12 protein-coding genes and 1 other annotated feature are annotated in these 17,114 nt (G+C 46.5%); of the genes, 4 read left to right on the forward strand and 8 right to left on the reverse strand.

From position 1 onward, the window contains the following. Positions 1–20: 20 nt before the first annotated feature. The gene (gene nagE / locus QNH36_RS21005) at positions 21–1,397 is read right to left on the reverse strand and encodes an N-acetylglucosamine-specific PTS transporter subunit IIBC (RefSeq protein ID WP_144478424.1); all 1,377 of its coding nucleotides are present in this window, start codon (positions 1,395–1,397) and stop codon (positions 21–23) included. Between the two features lie 291 nt (positions 1,398–1,688). Further along, positions 1,689–2,894 carry a membrane-associated sensor domain-containing protein gene (locus tag QNH36_RS21010; protein ID WP_283904119.1) on the reverse strand — a complete coding sequence of 402 codons (1,206 nt, stop codon included), beginning with the start codon at positions 2,892–2,894 and terminating at the stop codon, positions 1,689–1,691. 185 nt (positions 2,895–3,079) lie between these two features. Here QNH36_RS21010 and QNH36_RS21015 point away from each other — a divergent pair, with 185 nt between their 5' ends. Then, positions 3,080–4,102 carry a YeiH family protein gene (locus tag QNH36_RS21015; RefSeq protein ID WP_144478420.1) on the forward strand — a complete coding sequence of 341 codons (1,023 nt, stop codon included), beginning with the start codon at positions 3,080–3,082 and terminating at the stop codon, positions 4,100–4,102. A gap of 211 nt (positions 4,103–4,313) precedes the next feature. On the opposite strand, the gene QNH36_RS21020 is transcribed toward QNH36_RS21015, so the two are convergent. Then, positions 4,314–5,681 (reverse strand): FAD-binding oxidoreductase, encoded by a 1,368-nt coding sequence (locus QNH36_RS21020; protein ID WP_283904120.1) that lies wholly within the window; start codon positions 5,679–5,681, stop codon positions 4,314–4,316. Between the two features lie 62 nt (positions 5,682–5,743). After that, on the reverse strand, positions 5,744–6,772 hold the full coding sequence (locus QNH36_RS21025; protein ID WP_283904121.1) for a ThiF family adenylyltransferase: 1,029 nt from the start codon (positions 6,770–6,772) through the stop codon (positions 5,744–5,746). Between the two features lie 142 nt (positions 6,773–6,914). Here QNH36_RS21025 and QNH36_RS21030 point away from each other — a divergent pair, with 142 nt between their 5' ends. Further along, entirely contained in the window at positions 6,915–8,756 is a 1,842-nt protein-coding gene (locus tag QNH36_RS21030; RefSeq protein ID WP_144477819.1) for an aldehyde ferredoxin oxidoreductase family protein, read from the forward strand. Between the two features lie 378 nt (positions 8,757–9,134). On the opposite strand, the gene QNH36_RS21035 is transcribed toward QNH36_RS21030, so the two are convergent. The 3 genes from QNH36_RS21035 to QNH36_RS21045 all read right to left on the reverse strand — a co-directional run bounded on the left by QNH36_RS21035 (position 9,135) and on the right by QNH36_RS21045 (position 10,661). After that, on the reverse strand, positions 9,135–9,407 hold the full coding sequence (locus tag QNH36_RS21035) for a MoaD-like domain-containing protein (protein WP_251542923.1): 273 nt from the start codon (positions 9,405–9,407) through the stop codon (positions 9,135–9,137). A gap of 1 nt (position 9,408) precedes the next feature. Further along, positions 9,409–9,681 (reverse strand): ubiquitin-like small modifier protein 1, encoded by a 273-nt coding sequence (locus QNH36_RS21040; protein ID WP_144477823.1) that lies wholly within the window; start codon positions 9,679–9,681, stop codon positions 9,409–9,411. 89 nt (positions 9,682–9,770) lie between these two features. Then, positions 9,771–10,661, reverse strand: coding sequence for a selenium metabolism-associated LysR family transcriptional regulator (locus tag QNH36_RS21045; protein ID WP_283904122.1), 891 nt, complete (start codon positions 10,659–10,661; stop codon positions 9,771–9,773). 711 nt (positions 10,662–11,372) lie between these two features. Beyond that, positions 11,373–11,616: a binding site (T-box leader), on the forward strand. Positions 11,617–11,711: 95 nt separating this feature from the next. Between QNH36_RS21045 and brnQ the strand changes: the two genes are divergently transcribed. Together brnQ and QNH36_RS21055 are read left to right on the forward strand one after the other, a co-directional pair. Further along, positions 11,712–13,043: a branched-chain amino acid transport system II carrier protein gene (gene brnQ / locus QNH36_RS21050; RefSeq protein ID WP_283904123.1), complete on the forward strand. Its 1,332-nt coding sequence runs from the start codon at positions 11,712–11,714 to the stop codon at positions 13,041–13,043. A gap of 281 nt (positions 13,044–13,324) precedes the next feature. Continuing rightward, the gene (locus QNH36_RS21055) at positions 13,325–13,957 is read left to right on the forward strand and encodes a DsbA family oxidoreductase (RefSeq protein WP_251542928.1); all 633 of its coding nucleotides are present in this window, start codon (positions 13,325–13,327) and stop codon (positions 13,955–13,957) included. A 37-nt stretch (positions 13,958–13,994) separates the two neighbouring features. On the opposite strand, the gene QNH36_RS21060 is transcribed toward QNH36_RS21055, so the two are convergent. Further along, positions 13,995–17,114, reverse strand: coding sequence for an MMPL family transporter (locus tag QNH36_RS21060; protein ID WP_283904124.1), 3,120 nt, complete (start codon positions 17,112–17,114; stop codon positions 13,995–13,997).

The following is a 17,114-nucleotide window of genomic DNA, read 5'->3' on the forward strand; positions in this document are numbered from 1 at the left end:
TGCGGTGGACTGCCGCCTCCTTATTTTCGTTTCATTTCATTTGCCAGGTACTCGACATCTGTACCAACAATAACCTGCAAGTCTGTTTTGTTGAGTTTCAATACCCCTTTTGCGCCAAGCCGTTTCAGGTCTGCTTCATTCACTTGTGACATATCATCGACTTTTAAACGGAGGCGTGTGACGCAATTATCGAGTTCCCTAAGATTGTTTTTGCCTCCCAATGCAGCAAGATAATGATCTGCAAGCTCAGCATAATTGCCTTGTGAAGCACCGCTATCTGTAAACTCTCCCTCGACTTCGTCCTCACGTCCTGGTGTCTTCAGGTCAAGCTTGATGATCAAAAAGTAGAAAAGCACGAAATATAGCACACCGTATACGAGACCGACACCCAGCAGCAATAGTGGCTTTTGAGCAATTCCATAGTTCAGGACATAATCAATCGCACCTGCTGAGAATCCAAAACCATGGTGGATATCCAGCATATAGGTGATCGACATGGCGAGGCCGGTCATGACAGCGTGGATACCATATAATAAAGGAGACAGGAACATGAACAAGAATTCGATCGGTTCTGTGATCCCTGTCAGGAATGAAGTAAATGCAACGCCGGCCAGGGCGCCTGTTACAGCTTTCTTCCGCTCTTTTTTCGCCGCCGCAATCATCGCGAACGCAGCAGCTGGAAGACCGAACATCATCACTGGGAAGAAGCCGTTCATGAAGATTCCTGCCTTAGGGTCACCTGCGAAGAAACGGTTCAGGTCACCTTTTACTATTTCCCCTGCAGCATTCGTGAATTCACCAAATTCAAACCATACAAGTGCGTTCAGAACATGGTGAAGACCCAATGGGATCAATAAGCGGTTAAGGAAACCGAATACCCCGACACCTAGTGCGCCGGCTCCAACGATCCACTCACCGATATTGTTGATGCCAGCCTGGATCGGCGGCCATACATAACCAAAGATTCCTGCTAAAATAATCATCACCAGAGAAGTAATGATGGGGACGAAGCGTCTGCCCCCGAAAAAACCAAGATAGTCTGGCAGCTTGATATCGTGATATCGGTTATAAAGCAATCCTGCGATCACGCCGGATAAAATACCTCCAAGCACCGCCATATTGATATCTTCATTAATCGCACCTGCACCTTTAGTCAAAACGAAATAGCCAATTGCACCAGCAAGACCCGCAGCGCCATTCCCGTCCTTCGCAATACCAACAGCCACACCAATTGCGAATAGCAGCGCAAGATTCGCAAAAATCGCGTCACCTGCTGCAGATATAAAAGGAATATTGAATAAGTCCGGCTGCCCAAGACGCAGCAATAAAGCCGCTGCAGGCAAAACAGCGATTGGAAGCATCAAAGCCTTCCCGATTCTTTGTAAAAATCCCAGCACTGTCAACACCTCTTCCTTAAAAATTGTAAGTGTTTACATTTTTCCAGAAATATTGTTGATATTTGTAAACACATAACCAAATTAACATTTCCTCCCGCTAAAAACATCCTGTAAAAAGACTATTTACATCCTCTTGACTACTGAAAAAGTATGCTCCCCTCTTGAGTTGGTCACCCTGTACATCGGACAGGGCTGATACTAATAGCTTATTCGCTGAGTTCCCTAAAATTCCATTAAGGACTGGTTAACAATAAAGAAAAAAACCTGCACGGGTGCAGGTTTTCTTTAATCTCACAAGGCATTTGCCTTTGTACTCCTTGAACAGCGGTCCAACCGTGAATGCTTCACGATTCCCATCACTGCCCCGGCAATCTCGACAACTTCCCCGTTGTTCAAAACAGGCATAAGCGAAATGGCATAGGTGTTCCCGCCTATTTCGATATCAAAGACGATTTTCTCATTATTTTTCCAGACACATTCATAATACTTCTCAACTCTTCCCGCTTTTTCGGGCAAAAACTCCTTCAGCGTCTTGCCGTTGATTTCATTCGGGGTGAAGCCGAGATCCTCCAGCAATCCACCGCCGACAATCTTATGGATGAAGTCATTTCCCTGCTTCGTCAGCCTGAAGATGATTCCGTAGTGACTCTGGATCATTTCTTCAGGCTGAGACCAAACCTTTTCCCGGGGACCTGTAAAAAAGCTGTCATCGGCAATGGTCGAGAAGTAGAAGCCTCTCATGATGAAAAAGTAGCCTGCTGCCTTGTATAAATGGCCGGTGAAATTATCGATGTCGTAGACGCTCTGATAGATGGTAAAAACAAGCTCCGACAGGAATAAAAACGTAAATGCGAGAGCCACATACAGATGCTGGCCATCCTTGCCTTCATGATAAAAATAAAGCGAAATCACGATGGAAATAAAGTGCAGGAAACCGACACCATATTCGATGACATTTTTTAAAAGCGTCGTTCCTTCTCCTTCAATGACGAGAAGAGGCAGACTTTGTTCATACCTGAAAATCATATACATAATGGTACCGAGAACAATGGTACATAAAGCAAGGCAGATTCGCCTTGAATCCATCTTCAGCTGGCGTTCCGGCAGAATGAGAACAAGGACTATCAACAACGACTCGGCCACCCTGGCGGCAACCCAAAACCATGTCGCCTTTGCGATCGAGCTTTCGGTTATAAAAAACGGCATGCCTTTGAACGTCACCGTGTGTAATAAATCGAGTACACCGACAATGAAGAACAAAAACGAAAGCATCAGGATCTTTCTTGACTTAGTGAAACCGAACAATTTCCAGCCATATGAAAAAATCGAAAAGGAAACTGCAATACTGAAAAATTCCAAAATAGTATGGATGGCAATATAGTTTTCAGGATTCAAGTAGGGTGAAAGATCGGAGTGATAAAGATGAATCAGCATAAAGAACATCACCGCAGCAATGGTATAGATTAGGAATCTTCCCTCCGACATGCTTCTCTCCATTTTTTCTCACCTGCTTTTGGAGGTCGTATAGTTACTTTCATTATAATCACCATCCAGGTGCAAAACTTAGCCCACATATATCCGTTTTGTGAATATTGACAATTCGGGATTGAATACATACATGGGTTTTGCTATTTTTCTTTTATTCGATAAAGTGGTAGATAGATTGATTCAGAGGAAGTGTAATGATGAAAATGAATGAACTTTTGCCTCGTTTTAGCGTGCCGGTGTTCAAAGGGATTGCTTTAACGTTGGTACTGGCACTGGCTGCGCGCCTGATCGCAGGACTGCCCTTCTTCGCGATCATGGGCCAGCTTGTCATCGCCATCATGCTCGGAATGATGTGGCGTGCTGCCGTTGGAGTGGATAACGGTTTGTTGGAGGGTGCCTCTTATTCCAGCAAAAAGCTCCTTCGGCTCGGTATTATTTTGCTGGGTTTCAGGCTGAATCTTTATGATATATACAATGCAGGGGCGACTGTCTTTTTCATCGCATTTGCGAATCTGACGTTTGCCTTGCTGGTGGTTTATGGTCTGAGCAGGCTTTTCAAGGTTGAAAAGCGACTCGGCATCCTGACTGCCTGTGGCACGGCGATATGCGGAGCTGCAGCAGTCGTCGCCATCGCACCAGTCATCAAGGCGAATGAAAAAGAAACAGCCGTCGGTGCAGCAAATGTTGCGGTGCTCGGAACGATATTTACTATCCTTTATACGTTGATTTTTTCTTATCTTGGGTTGAATGCACTGGACTATGGCGTTTTCGCCGGAGGCACCTTGCATGAGATCGCCCACGTCGTCGCAGCTGCCGATCCGGCTGGACAGGCAGCGCTTGACCTCGCCATCATCGTAAAATTGACGAGAGTAGCACTGCTTGTCCCTGTCGCCATTTTAATCGGCATCCTGATTAAACGGAAGGAAACCGGAGCAACGGGAGAGAAAATGACGTTCGCCTCCCTTCCGATTCCCTGGTTCATCCTTGGTTTCCTCGCCGTCAGTGCCTTCAATACGACAGGACTGGTCAGCGAAGGCGCCGCTTCGGCAATCGTCAGCTTCGCCTATCTGCTGATCGGGATGGCAATGGCCGGATTAGGATTGAATGTTGATTTCAAATCATTCCGCCAAATGGGCGGAAAGGCATTGACAGCCGGACTTGCCGGGTCTGTGCTGCTTTCGGGGTTTGGGTACTTGCTTGTCAGACTGTTTTATTAAGGCGTGGTTCCTACTTTTTGGAAATTGTAGAGATTATGGGGTAAATCGTAGAGATTATTAAACTTTTCGTAGAGATTATGGGGTAAATTGTAGAGATTACCCCTTTTACCGTAGAGATTAATGTGCAAATCGTAGAGATTGTCTCATTTTTTTGCTTATCTTATCCCCCAATAATGAAAAGAAAGCGGCATAATGGCCGCTTTCTTTTTCGTTAATCTATAAAAATCTTCCCAGGGTTCAGTATCCCATTCGGATCAAGGCTTTTTTTAATGGTTTTCATCACTTCATAGGCAGCTCCGTGCTCGAGGCGCTGGTATTTTGCTTTTCCCAATCCTACTCCGTGCTCGCCGGTGCAGGTTCCGCCGCGGTTCAGCGCATAGTGGACAATTTCTTCATTGATCCGTTCAGCTTCGGTTACTTTTTCAGGATTTTCTTTATCAAGCAGCAGCAAAACATGATAATTGCCGTCACCGACATGGCCGACAATCGAGCCTTCAATCAATGAAGCGTCAATTAATTCCCGGGTGTGGAGAATCGCTCCGGTCAATTCTGAGACCGGGACACTGACATCTGTCAGCATGATGCTTTTGTTTCCGGCGGTGTGTTTGTAGGCGTAAAGCAGATTATGCCTTGCTTCCCACAGCTGGTTTCGCGCTTTGGAATCAGCCTCGAATTGGAAGTTCGAACAGCCGTGGTCCTTCAATATTTCCGTGGCGAACTCTACATCCTGAGCGAGCCCTGCTTCGTTGCCGTGGAACTCCATGAATAACGTTGTGTCTTCTTCGTACTGAGTTTCCATGTATTCATTTACTTTTTTGACAGATTCCCCATCGACAAACTCAATCCGGGCGACAGGAATGCCGCCTGCCAGAATGCCGACTACGGCATCGACAGCTTTTCTTACAGAAGGAAAAACCGCCCTTGCTGCAGTAATCGCCTCCGGAATTCCGTACACTTTCAACGTGAGCTCTGTTATGACCCCAAGCGTTCCTTCCGAGCCAACAAACATGCCGTTCAGATGGATTCCTGAAGAAGACTTGGCAGACAGACTGCCGGTATGGATGATATCACCATTGGCGAGTACTACTTCCAGATCCCGGACCTGGTCCCTCATGATGCCGTACCTGACAGAAGTCGTGCCGCTCGCATTCGTTGCCGCCATCCCGCCGAGTGTCGCGTCTGCACCTGGATCGACAGTGAAGAACAAGCCGTATTTCTTCAGTTCTTTATTCAATACGGACCTGGTCACGCCGGGCTGGACTTTAACCAGAAAGTCATTTTCCTTCACTTCGAGGATCGCATTCATCTGCGACATGTCGAGGGAAATCCCTCCATTCACCGGAATGACATGGCCTTCAAGACTGGTTCCCAAACCGAATGGCACGACCGGAATCCTACTTTCGTCCGCAAATTTCAGGATCTTGCTGACATCTGTTTTATCCCTCGGAAAAACGACGACATCAGGCAGGCGCGGTTCATGGTACGACTCATCGCGGCCATGAAGCTCCAAAATCGTTTCATTCACACTTACACATTCTTCTCCGATCACTCTTTTCAGCTCATCAATATAGCCTGCCAAATCCCTCTCCCCTTTATCGTTAAATTTATCTTGCTGTAATCCTTATGTAGTTTTCAATCCCATTAGGACCCCATGTATCTGGCATAATAGTTTTTAGCTTTTACCAGATCATTCGTGCCATGGACCAGCACCCTTCCATCCTGGAAGATGACCATGGTGATTTCATCATCAGGCATAAAACGTAACAGGAAAGGGTTGCCTTTTACTTCGCCATTGTTTTTCAAACGGCCTGCCAGTTTTTCAAGGTCCAATTTTGCCTTCTGTCGGGGATTGATTTGGATCGTGTTGCGTCCGCAAAGTGATGCATAGTTAATCTGCTGCTCTGATGAGCGATCGAGAAATTCATAATGATGATGGACACATGCTGGGCATTCCGGGTTGCGCCCCTGGCTGACATCCATTTGCAAAAACGAGTTATACCAGATATCCATCTGTTCAAGATTGGGATTCGACTCCGCTCCGACAAGCAGCTTCAAAGCTTCGACCGCTTCGAACGAACCGATGATATCCGTGATTGGTGATAGCACACCGATGCTGTCACAAGTATCCCCAAGTCCTGCGGGGACGGACGGGAAAAGACAGCGATAGCACGGAGTCTCACCTGGTTTTATGACAGCGAACATGCCCCTTGAGCTCACTGCCCCGCCGTAGACCCATGGAATTCCATGTTTCACAGCGACATCGTTTATGAGATACCGTGCCATGAAATTATCGGTCCCATCGACGATCACATCAAAACCAGCAAGCAGGTCCTCCGCGTTATCCAGCGTTAGGTCGGCAATAATTGGTTCCAATCTCACTTCGGAATTGATTTTCCTCAGTTTTTTTTCAGCAGCGATGACCTTCGGCAGGTTCTCGCGCGCATCTTCTTCATCATAGAGAGTCTGGCGCTGGAGATTGGACAGCTCGACCAGGTCACGGTCGATGAAGCGCACATGCCCCACACCCGAGCGAACCAGATGATTCGAGATCACTGCCCCCAGTGCCCCCATGCCGACGATGACTGCAGAACTAGCCAGCAGTTTCTTCTGTCCGTCACGGCCAATTTGCTTGAATAAAATTTGTCTAGAATAACGCTCCATTTCATTCATGGATATCCCCTCACTTCTATTTAGATTATATCTTTAAATAAAGCTTTTTTTTAGGGAAAATTTTCACTATACTAAATATTAAGAGGGTTTACCCTCTTAGGGACTTTTTACTATTAAAAGTGAAAGAGGTGGATTAGTTAAGATGAATCTTGGGGGATTTAAAAACAAAGAAGTCGTAGTTGACTTAACCAATGGCACTGTCGGTTACCGTGGCATCAATGAAGAAGATGTAAGGAAGTATATCGGCGGCCGCGGCCTTGGAGTCAAGTATGTACTGGACAACGGACCAGAAGTTGAGCCTCTATCAGAAGAAAACATACTATGTATCATGACTGGCCCTGTAACAGGTTCTCGTTCTTCAATGAGCGGACGTCTTGCTGTCGTAACAAAGTCACCGCTTACCGGTACGGTTACTGACTCTCATATGGGCGGATGGACAGCTGCCCGTCTGAAGTGGTCTGGAATCGACAACGTGATTTTCAAAGGCAAGAGCGACAAACCGGTCTACCTGTATATCGAGGATGGCCAGGCAGAAATCCGCGACGCTTCTCAATTGTGGGGATTGAGCACGCGCGCGACTGTACAGGCTTTGAAAGATGCTCATGGCGAAGAAAACCTCAGCGTTATGACGATCGGCCAGGCTGGCGAAAACGGAGTGCGTTTTGCCGGTTTCATGAACGAGCATGACCGTGCGGCTGGACGCGGCGGTACTGGTGCGGTTGCAGGTTACAAAAAACTGAAGGCAATCGTGATCAAGGCAGCTCAAAAGGGCAACATGCCTGAGCCTGCTCAAAAAGATGACTACAATCAGGCTAACAAGAAAGCTGTTAAAGCGATTCTTGAAGGCGGCCTTACTGCTCCTAACAAAGGCGGCTTGTCAGTATACGGAACAAACGTCCTTACCAACTTGATCAATGAAGTGGGAGCGCTTCCAACACGAAACTCTCAATTGACACACTGGGATGAAGCAGAGAAGCATTCCGGCGAGTGGGTAAACGAGCACATTCTCGTTGCCAACAACACATGCCACGCTTGCCCGGTTGGCTGTAAGATCGAGGTTGAAGTCAAGGAAGGCAAATATAAGACTCGCGTAGAAAGCTTTGAGTTTGAATCTGCATGGGCGCTTGGAGCGAACAGCGGTTTGAGCGACTCTGAAGCGATCGCATACTTAATCGATATCTGTAATGAATATGGAATGGATACAATCGAGCTAGGCCACGCCATCTCTGTCACAATGGAAGCCTATGAAAAAGGCATCGTTGAAGAGAAGCTTGACTGGGGCGATGCTGACGGCATGATCGAGATTGCTCGCAAAATCGCGTTCCGTGAAGGTTTCGGCGGAATCCTTGCTGAAGGTCCTGCACGAGCGACTGCTGCATGGGGAGTTCCTGAACTGTCCATGTCCGTTAAAGGCCAGTCCATCCCAGCTTACGATCCGCGCGGAATCCAGGGAATCGGCCTTGGCTATGCGACTAGTAACCGTGGTGCCTGCCACCTTCGCGGCTACACAATCGCATCTGAAATCGCCGGTATTCCAGAGCCAACTGACCGTACAGTAGCAGAAGGAAAAGCTGAGCTTCTGAACGTATTCCAGAACCTGCTTTCATTCTCTGACTCTATGAATATCTGTAAGTTCTCTTCTTTCTCTGAAAACGCCGAGCACTACGCTGAGCAATACAGCACAATGACAGGCATCCCAATGACAGCGGATGATGTCATGCTTGCAGGGGAAAGAATCTACAACCTTGAGCGTTATTACAATAACCTAGCCGGCTTCAACAAGCGTGAGGATGACTTCCTTCCAAAACGCTTTACTGAAGAAGGTGCTTCCGGCAACAGTGAAGGACTTGTCTCACGCATGGATATCATGCTGGAAGACTATTACAATGTCCGCGGCTGGAAGGATGGCGTCGTTACCGAAGAAAAACTTCGCGAACTGGGCATCATTGGCGAAGAAACAACTCCGGCTACAGAAGAAGTTTAATAGTTTGAGAGAAACCAGGTGACTTTCTCGCCTGGTTTTTTGTTTAAGGGTGCAGATATTGCGGATGAAGCAACTTGGTCGAATTAATAGGAAATGTGGTCGAATTATTTTAAAATCCGCCAAAAAGACTTGAAATGTGATCGAATTATTTTAAAATCCGCCAAAAAGACTTGAAATGTGATCGAATTATCTTGAAATCCGCCAAATAAATCTGAAATGTGGTCGGATTAATCAAAAGTGCCATCTTACAGGGTGTAGATTCGCTTCTTATTAGCGTAATCCACGATTACGATCCTCGATATCAGTCGGGAATATGAATTACATATAGATTTTTTGCAAAAATAAAAAGGCCCCGGCAAAAAGTTGCCGAAACCTTTGCTACCCGCCTACCCGGGTTGTTTTATAACGGTAATTTTTGATCAGGTGTTCGAGCTCATCCATGCTTTCCGCCGCAAAGCGGATATGAACAGCATTAACGATGAATGTTTTTGTAAAAGCAAGTTCATCCTCGCTCAAAATTTCCGCTCTCCATCCTTCCGCTTCATACACGTACGGGAAGGAATCGGTTACGAGTCGGCCGCCCAGTTCTTCAAAATACATGCCGAGATGATCCCTATTGATTCCGCGGAATTCTAGTATTCTATCTACCATATCAGCCACCGGCAACAGGAGGGAACAATGCGAACTGGTCGCTTTCTTTTACATTCGTTTCGAGTTCCTGGTCATGGACGATGTTACGGCCATTGATATAAACGTGTACAAATGGCTTGAGCGTCTTTTCTTCTGTGAAAATTTCTTCGTGCAAATCCGGGAACATTTCGCACATTTTATCAAGCACATCCATTACCCGTTCCCCATCAGGCTTCACTTCGACCGTCACGCCTCCGCAAATATCTCTGAGATTAGCAAATACTTTAACCTGCATCCAAAACGCCCCTTTCTCCTACCCCTAATAATAATGTGAAAATTATAAATTGTCATCCGCACTTTCTATTTAAAAGGGAATCGTTTATCTTACAAACTAGAATCCATGACTGCGTCGGTGAACTGCTTGATCAGCGGGCGATTTTCGGCATCCGATTGTGCCACAAGGTAAAACTCCCTGTCGTACGGAGCAAAGCTATCAATGATGGCTATACGTCCTGTTTTCACAGCAGGCATTGCCGCGAGTCTGGAAACGAAGCTGATGCCGAGTCCGGCTTCCACGGCTGCGATCACGGATTCCGTGCTTCCGATCGAGACAGCAATGTTCAGATCATCAAGCGACAGACCTTTTTCCACCAAGTAATGCTCCATCATTTTCCGTGTTCCTGATCCTTCTTCACGGAGGACGAAATCATATTGCTGTATTTGGGGAAAATCCGGTGATTCTGCAAGGGTTAATGGGTGCTCCACAGGTGTGACTAAAACCAGTGAATCTGAGGCAATCGGCTTGCTCGTCACCAGGCGTGAGTCGACTTTCATCCCAATAATGCCTGCGTCAATCTGATGATTCTGCAATTGATCGAGCACTTTCTTCGAATCGCCAATATCAATCTTTACATCCACCTTCGGAAACAGAATCCGAAATTTCTTGATCCAGCCTGGAAGCAGGTATGTGCCCGGTATCGTGCTCGCACCAATGGTAAGAGTCCCTGTCAACGTACCGTGAAATTCCCCGAGTTCATCTTCGAGTGTCTTCCACCTGCTCTTAATGTCCTTTGCAGCACTGTACACCAGCATTCCTGCAGACGTCGGCCTGATTCCAGCCGCCCCCCTGTCGAGCAGTTCGAATCCAAGTTCATCTTCCAGACTTTTGATTTTCAGGCTAACCGATGGCTGGGAACTTTTAAGCGCAGCTGCAGCCTCTGAAAAACTGTTCTTCTCTACAACCATAATGAACGCATCAAGCTTTTTAAGATTCATGGCATTTCTCCATTTTCAGACTTATTTAACCCCATTTTAATATGGATTGTACTGTTAAAGACACTATATTTTATATAGAGTTTAAAGAATAGTTAAGTTCGGCAAGTCCATTCAAGGCATTTCTTAGACATTTCGGCATATGACGAGAGTTAAAATATCTATTAAACGTGACTTCTTGGACATTTCGGGGTGTGATGGGCGTCAAAATGTCTATTAAACGCGGTTTCTTAGACATTTCGGAACGTGTTGGGCCTCAAAATGTCTTTTAAACACCTCTTCTTGGACATTTCGGGGTGTGATGAGCTTCAAAATGCCTATTAAGCACCTCTTCTTAGACATTTCCGAACGTGTTGGGCCTCAAATTGTCTATTAAACGCGGTTTTTTAGACATTTTGGAACGTGTTGGGTCTCAAAATGTCTATTAAACACTACTTCTTGGACATTTCGGGGCGTGTACAGCTTCAAAATGTCTATTAAACACTACTTCTTAGACATTTCGGGGCGTGTACAGCCTCAAAATGTCTTTTAAACAACACTTCTTGGACATTTCGGGGTGTGATGGGCGTCAAAATGTCTATAAAATACCACTTCCTGGATTTTCAATTGAATCTCCAGTGTTCAAGTGCATAATGAAAAACTTTCCTTTGCGAATAGTATTGACATATTATTATCTGAATATTATTATAGTTCATGTTAATATATTTCAAAATAATAAAATCGATGACGAGAACACGTCCTTCATGGAACTGATCTACAGAGAGCCGGTGATTTGCTGCAAACCGGTGTTCAGGTTATAGAGGGGCATCATCTCTGAGATGCAATGCTGAACCTTATTGGCAGTAAGCTTTGCCGGATTGTCCGCCGTTAAAGGGAACACGTATGATGGTACGTTGATGAGGGCCGCTTTTGTTTTTGCGGAATCAGGGTGGTAACGCGAGGATAACTCGTCCCTAGTTTTAGGGGCGGGTTTTTATTTTTCAACATATAACATTCCGTTCCGAAATTCCTATACTCTCAGTGCCAAAACATTATATTAGGAGGAGAAAAAGGATGGGAAGCTTAAAAGGTAAAGATACACTCACAATCGGTTTAATGTTATTTGCATTATTTTTTGGAGCAGGGAATCTGATTTTCCCGCCATTTTTAGGGCAGGAAGCAGGAGCGAACTTCTGGCCGGCCATGCTTGGTTTTGTCGTGACCGGGGTTGGGCTGCCGTTGTTGACGGTCGTTGTCATTTCAATGGCAAAGGGCGGCGTAAAAGAAATCGGGTCAAGGGTCCATCCTGTTTTTGCAGTTGTTTTCAGCGTTGCAGTATACTTGTCGATTGGACCGTTTTTCGGGATTCCGCGAAGCGCCAATGTTGCTTTTGAAATGTCCGTCAAGCCATTCCTGGCAGAGGGCGGTTTGCATACGACTGTCCTATTGCTTTTCACAGTTGCGTTTTTTGCACTTGTTTACTGGGTGACATTGAATCCATCAAAAATGGTTGAGCGGATTGGGAGCATTTTAACGCCTGTTTTGCTCGCTGCCATCGTTCTGCTGGTACTCGGCAGCTTTTTCAAACTGGACGGATCATTTGGAGCTGTCTCTGAAAAATACACCGCTGCACCATTTGCCACAGGTTTCCTTGAAGGGTACCTGACAATGGATACCATTGCGGCGCTGGCATTCGGCATCATTGTCGTAGGAGCTGTCCAGCAGAAAAAGGCGCTGGAACGCAAACAGATTGTAAGGGAAACATTAAAAGCAGGCGTCATTGCCGGAATTGGCCTGGCTTTTGTCTATGTAACAGTCGGCCTGATGGGAGCAAAGATGGCTTCGGGAGGTCAATTCGAAAATGGCAGTGAGATTTTAACAGCTTCTGCGAAGTTGATGTTCGGTGTACCGGGCATGCTGCTGTTAGGATTGATTGTGACTCTTGCCTGCTTTACGACTGCTGTTGGTCTTGTAGCGGCAACCAGCCAATTTTTCAACAAGATGATGCCACAGGTGCCTTATAAGGTGTTCGCCTTGTCTGTGACATTGGTCAGCTTGCTAATCGCAAACCTTGGCTTAAACCAGATCATTTCGATTTCAGTACCTGTTTTGATCGTTCTATATCCAATCACGATCGTTCTAGTCATCCTTTCTTTCCTTGACCGCTTTTTCAAAGGAGCGCGAGGGGTCTATGTCGGAGCTGTTTTTGCCGCTGGAATGGTCAGTGTCATAGATGGATTGAAAACATTTGGCGTTGAATCAGAAGCACTGATGGCTCTTCTTCAATCGCTTCCTCTTTATGCAGAAGGTCTGGGCTGGCTTCTGCCTGCTCTGGTCGGCGGCCTGGCTGGATGGATATTGGACAAGCTTCTTCCTTCCAAAGGTTTAAATCCCGCATCTGAGTAACCTGATGACTGGCAGGTAAATTGTATATGAAGGCACAAAAGCTGTACAGATTTAACTCTGTACAGCTTTTTTTACGGCTTAGAATCGACTTTCTTCCTGACCGCAATATTCCCATGTTGATCCCGTCATGAATCTTCCCATCTCTATGAACTGCCTGCCTCATCCTGCCTTCGAACTGAATTGATTTTAGCAATGAAAATCCTGCTGCAAGTTTAGCCAGAGTGTATAAAGGTATAATCCAAACAAACCCTAACACTGTTAAGAATATGGAGGAGGCTGCTATGACACTGAAAATCAAAATTTATTCAGACTATGTTTGACCATTCTGTTTTTTGGCGGAGTTTCCGCTGAAGGAAGCCATCGATGGGAAGGATGTCGAACTGGAATGGATGCCTTTTGAATTAAGGCCCTATCCCAACAAAACGTTAAAGCCTGAGGAACATTACCTGCAAAGCACCTGGAAGCAATCTGTTTATCCTATGGCTGAGCGGATGGGGGTGGAGATTGTCCTTCCCGATGTATCTCCCCAGCCGTACACACACCTTGCATTTGAGGGATATCAGTATGCGAAGGAGCATGGAAAAGGAAATGAGTATAATGACCATATGCTCAGGGCATTTTTCCAGAGGGGGTTAGATATTGGGAACCTTAAGGTTTTGACAATGCTTGCCGGTGAAGTTGGTCTCGATCAAGATGAATATCGTCACGCGCTCGAAACCCGTAAGTATAAAGAGGCTCATCAACAAGCACTGGATCATGCTTATAACGAGGTGGACATCACTGCTGTTCCGACGTTCATCGTTGGAGACAGGGTCGTTCCGGGGATGAGGTCGAAAGAAGCACTGGAACAAATTATCCTCTCAGAAATGGACGACCCCAATGAAGGAATGTCCTGTGGAGTGGATAGGTGTTAATGCAAAAAGAGGCAGCTGATCGGCTGCCTCTTTTCCATTATGCTCTTTTAAACGGCCACCAGTTTGCTTCGCCAAAGTTCTTCACAAGAACCGGGATGAACAGCGGCAGCATGATGAACGCGTACAGGAATAATCCCGCAAGGAGGATTGATGCGATTTGCAGCAACGACATCATTCCCGAAGGCATCATCGCGGCGAAAGTTCCGCCGAGAATGACGGCTGCCGAGATGATGACCGTTCCCATCTTTTTCATCGAAAGCAGCATTGCCTCTGAGATGGACAAATCCTTATATTCATTGAAACGGTCCATCAGGAAGATACTGTAGTCGACACCAAGGGCAACTAGGATGACAAAGGCGAAAAACGGAACCGCCCAGCTGATGCCTGAGTATCCGAGAATATCGACATAGATCACTTCATTGATCGCCATTGAAGTATAATACGTTAATATCAATGAGCCTATAATGTAAATCGGCATGATGATGGAGCGGAACAGGAATACAAGGATGATACCGATGCCTAGCAGCATCAAAATCACTGTGCGGGTATAATCCTGGCCAGACATCGTGTCGAGATCCGCATTCGTGCTTGTGATCCCGCCGACGGCTACATCTGCATTTTCAAGCTTCGTCCCTTTCGTTGCGTGCTCAACGGCTTCCTTAAGTTCAGGAATCTGTGCCATCGCTTTGTTTGAGTAAGGATTTGCTTCAAAAATGACATCCATCGTCATGACTTTTCGGTCTTTTGAAAAATAGACATCAAATACCTGGGCGAAATCCTCACTTTCCAGCACATCCTCAGGCAGGTAAAAACCATTGGAATCAGATTTGGCCAGGCCGTTCAGGTATTCCTGAGCGGAACCAAGTCCTTCAGAAACCTGATCCAGCCCATCCGTGCTCTGGCTTAGTCCGTCCGTGAGCTGACCTAACTGAGTCCCCAATCCGCCAAAACCAGCCAGAAGCTGCTGTTGGCCCGCATTGATTCCAGTCAAGCCATTTGTCAGCTTAGGGAAATTATCGACGATTTTCCCCTGTCCGTCAGCAAGCTGATTCAATCCTGTCTGCTGCTGTTCGATACCGTCGATCAGCTGTTGGAGTCCCGGGCCGAAATTTGCTTGTTGTGCCAAGGCTCCGGCAAAGGCTTCATTTGCTTTTGCCATGCCGCCTGTAAGCTGCGGAAGTACCTCATTAAGTTGATCCAGACCTGCTGAAGCTTTTGCCAGTTCAGTCTGCATGTATTGCAGCTGTCCTTTAATTTGCTGATAGTTTTGGTCTGCTTTCAATGTCTGGTCTCTATTTTCCAAATAGCCGAATAGCTGGCCGTTTGCTTGTGATATGCCGCCAGACAGTTTTGAAATTCCGCCCCCGGCCTCTGTATATCCCGCCTCAAGCTGTGCCAGGCCAGCCTGCATCTCCACATACTTGGATTGCAGCTGTTTATAGCCGGCGAGCAATTCTTCAGCCCCGGACTTTGCTTCTGTTAATCCTGCCTGAATCTGATCAGACCCCGCAGAACCCTTGCGAATGCCATCCTCAATTTTGCCAAGGTTGGTCTGGATTTCGCCAAGACCTGACTTAATTGCAGTTGTTCCATTGATCAATTCATTTATGCCGTCAGCTGCCCCTTCCAATTCGGGTGCTGACTTTGACAATTCAGTTTCAGCCTCATTGAGGCCATCGCTGATTTTATCCAGTCCTTCCTTTCCTTCACCCAGTCCTGAACCAAGTGTTTCGGCCTGTTTGGAGACGAAGAAGTCTTCGATTGGCTCTCCTGTTGGCCTTGTGACCGAACGAACTGTATCGACCATGTCAACTTTTTTCAGCTCGGTGCTGATTTTTTCAGCGAGTTCAATGTATTCAGCCGAGTCCATTCTTTCATCATTTTTCAAGATGATTTGTGTCGGCATCGATTCGCCTGGGCCGAAGCTGCCTGCGATTGCATTAAACGCTTTAATTGAGTTTACATCTCCGCTGATTTCATCCAGCGAGTTGTAACTCAGCTCCCCATCATAGGCCACCAGAAACGGCACACATACAGCAGCGACAATCAGCAGGCTCAGGAATGGGCGTGCCAGTGAGAATCTTCCGACAGTGCCCCATAACTTGCTTTCACCATGCTCTGCGCTCTGCTTTGAAGGCCAGAATATCTTTTGGCCTAATAACGCCATGAAAAACGGGACAATAGTGAATAATCCGACCAAAAGCATGGCGACTCCGATTGCTACGGCAGCCGCGGACTGATATAAAATGAATTGTGAGAAGCCAATGGCGGCAAAGCCGATCATAACTGCTATCCCGCTAAAAAATACTGTGCGCCCTGCATTTTTATAGGTAGCGACAATCGCAGCAGGGACACTTTCATGATGCGTGAGCTCTTCCTTAAAACGGCTGAGCAGCAAAATACAGTAATCCGTTCCAATCCCGAACAATACGGCAACAAGGAAAATCTGCGTATAGTTTGAGAGTGGAAAATCAAATTGGTCAACTAACACCGATACAATCGATTGTGAAACCAGGTATGCCATCCCGACTGTCAGCAATGGAATGACCGGAGCGATGACGGACCTGAATACAAGGAGAAGGACGACAAGAATAAAGACGACCGTAATTCCTTCCGTCTTTTTCAATCCTTCTTCCGAACTGGTCATTAAATCTTCGTTGATCAGCCACTGGCTCGTATAGTAGTGGTCGACGTCAACATCCTCAATCGTGTCATAGAGCAGCTTCCTTACTTCAGCCGGTTCGCGGTCATTCCAGCTGACCGTTACCGAGGACAGGATTGACTTTCCATCTTCAGAGACAAGCTGTTCTTTCATGCTTTCCTCATTGAAGTGTGTCAGGATATCCGTGATCCCGATTTCCTCGCGATTCTTTTCAAGTTCACGGATTGCGTTTTCCGCTTCCTTGATTTCTGCAGCTGTCAATTTTTTCTCGCTGTGGAAGACAAGTGCGACCTGAGTCTCATCGCCTCCGCCCTCCTGCTCCCTGACCTCATCCATAATTTTGCCAGCCAGTGTCGAGGAGTATTCGTCAGGCACGGTGATTTGCCCTTTTTCCCGGACAAGTTCTGCCATATTCGGTGCAGCCATGAACAGACCTGCAGCCACCAGAATCCATGCAATAATGACTAACCATTTCTGCTTGATAATGAAGTTCAC

The organism is Mesobacillus sp. AQ2, assembly GCF_030122805.1.
Lineage (GTDB): Bacteria > Bacillota > Bacilli > Bacillales > Cytobacillaceae > Mesobacillus > Mesobacillus oceanisediminis_A.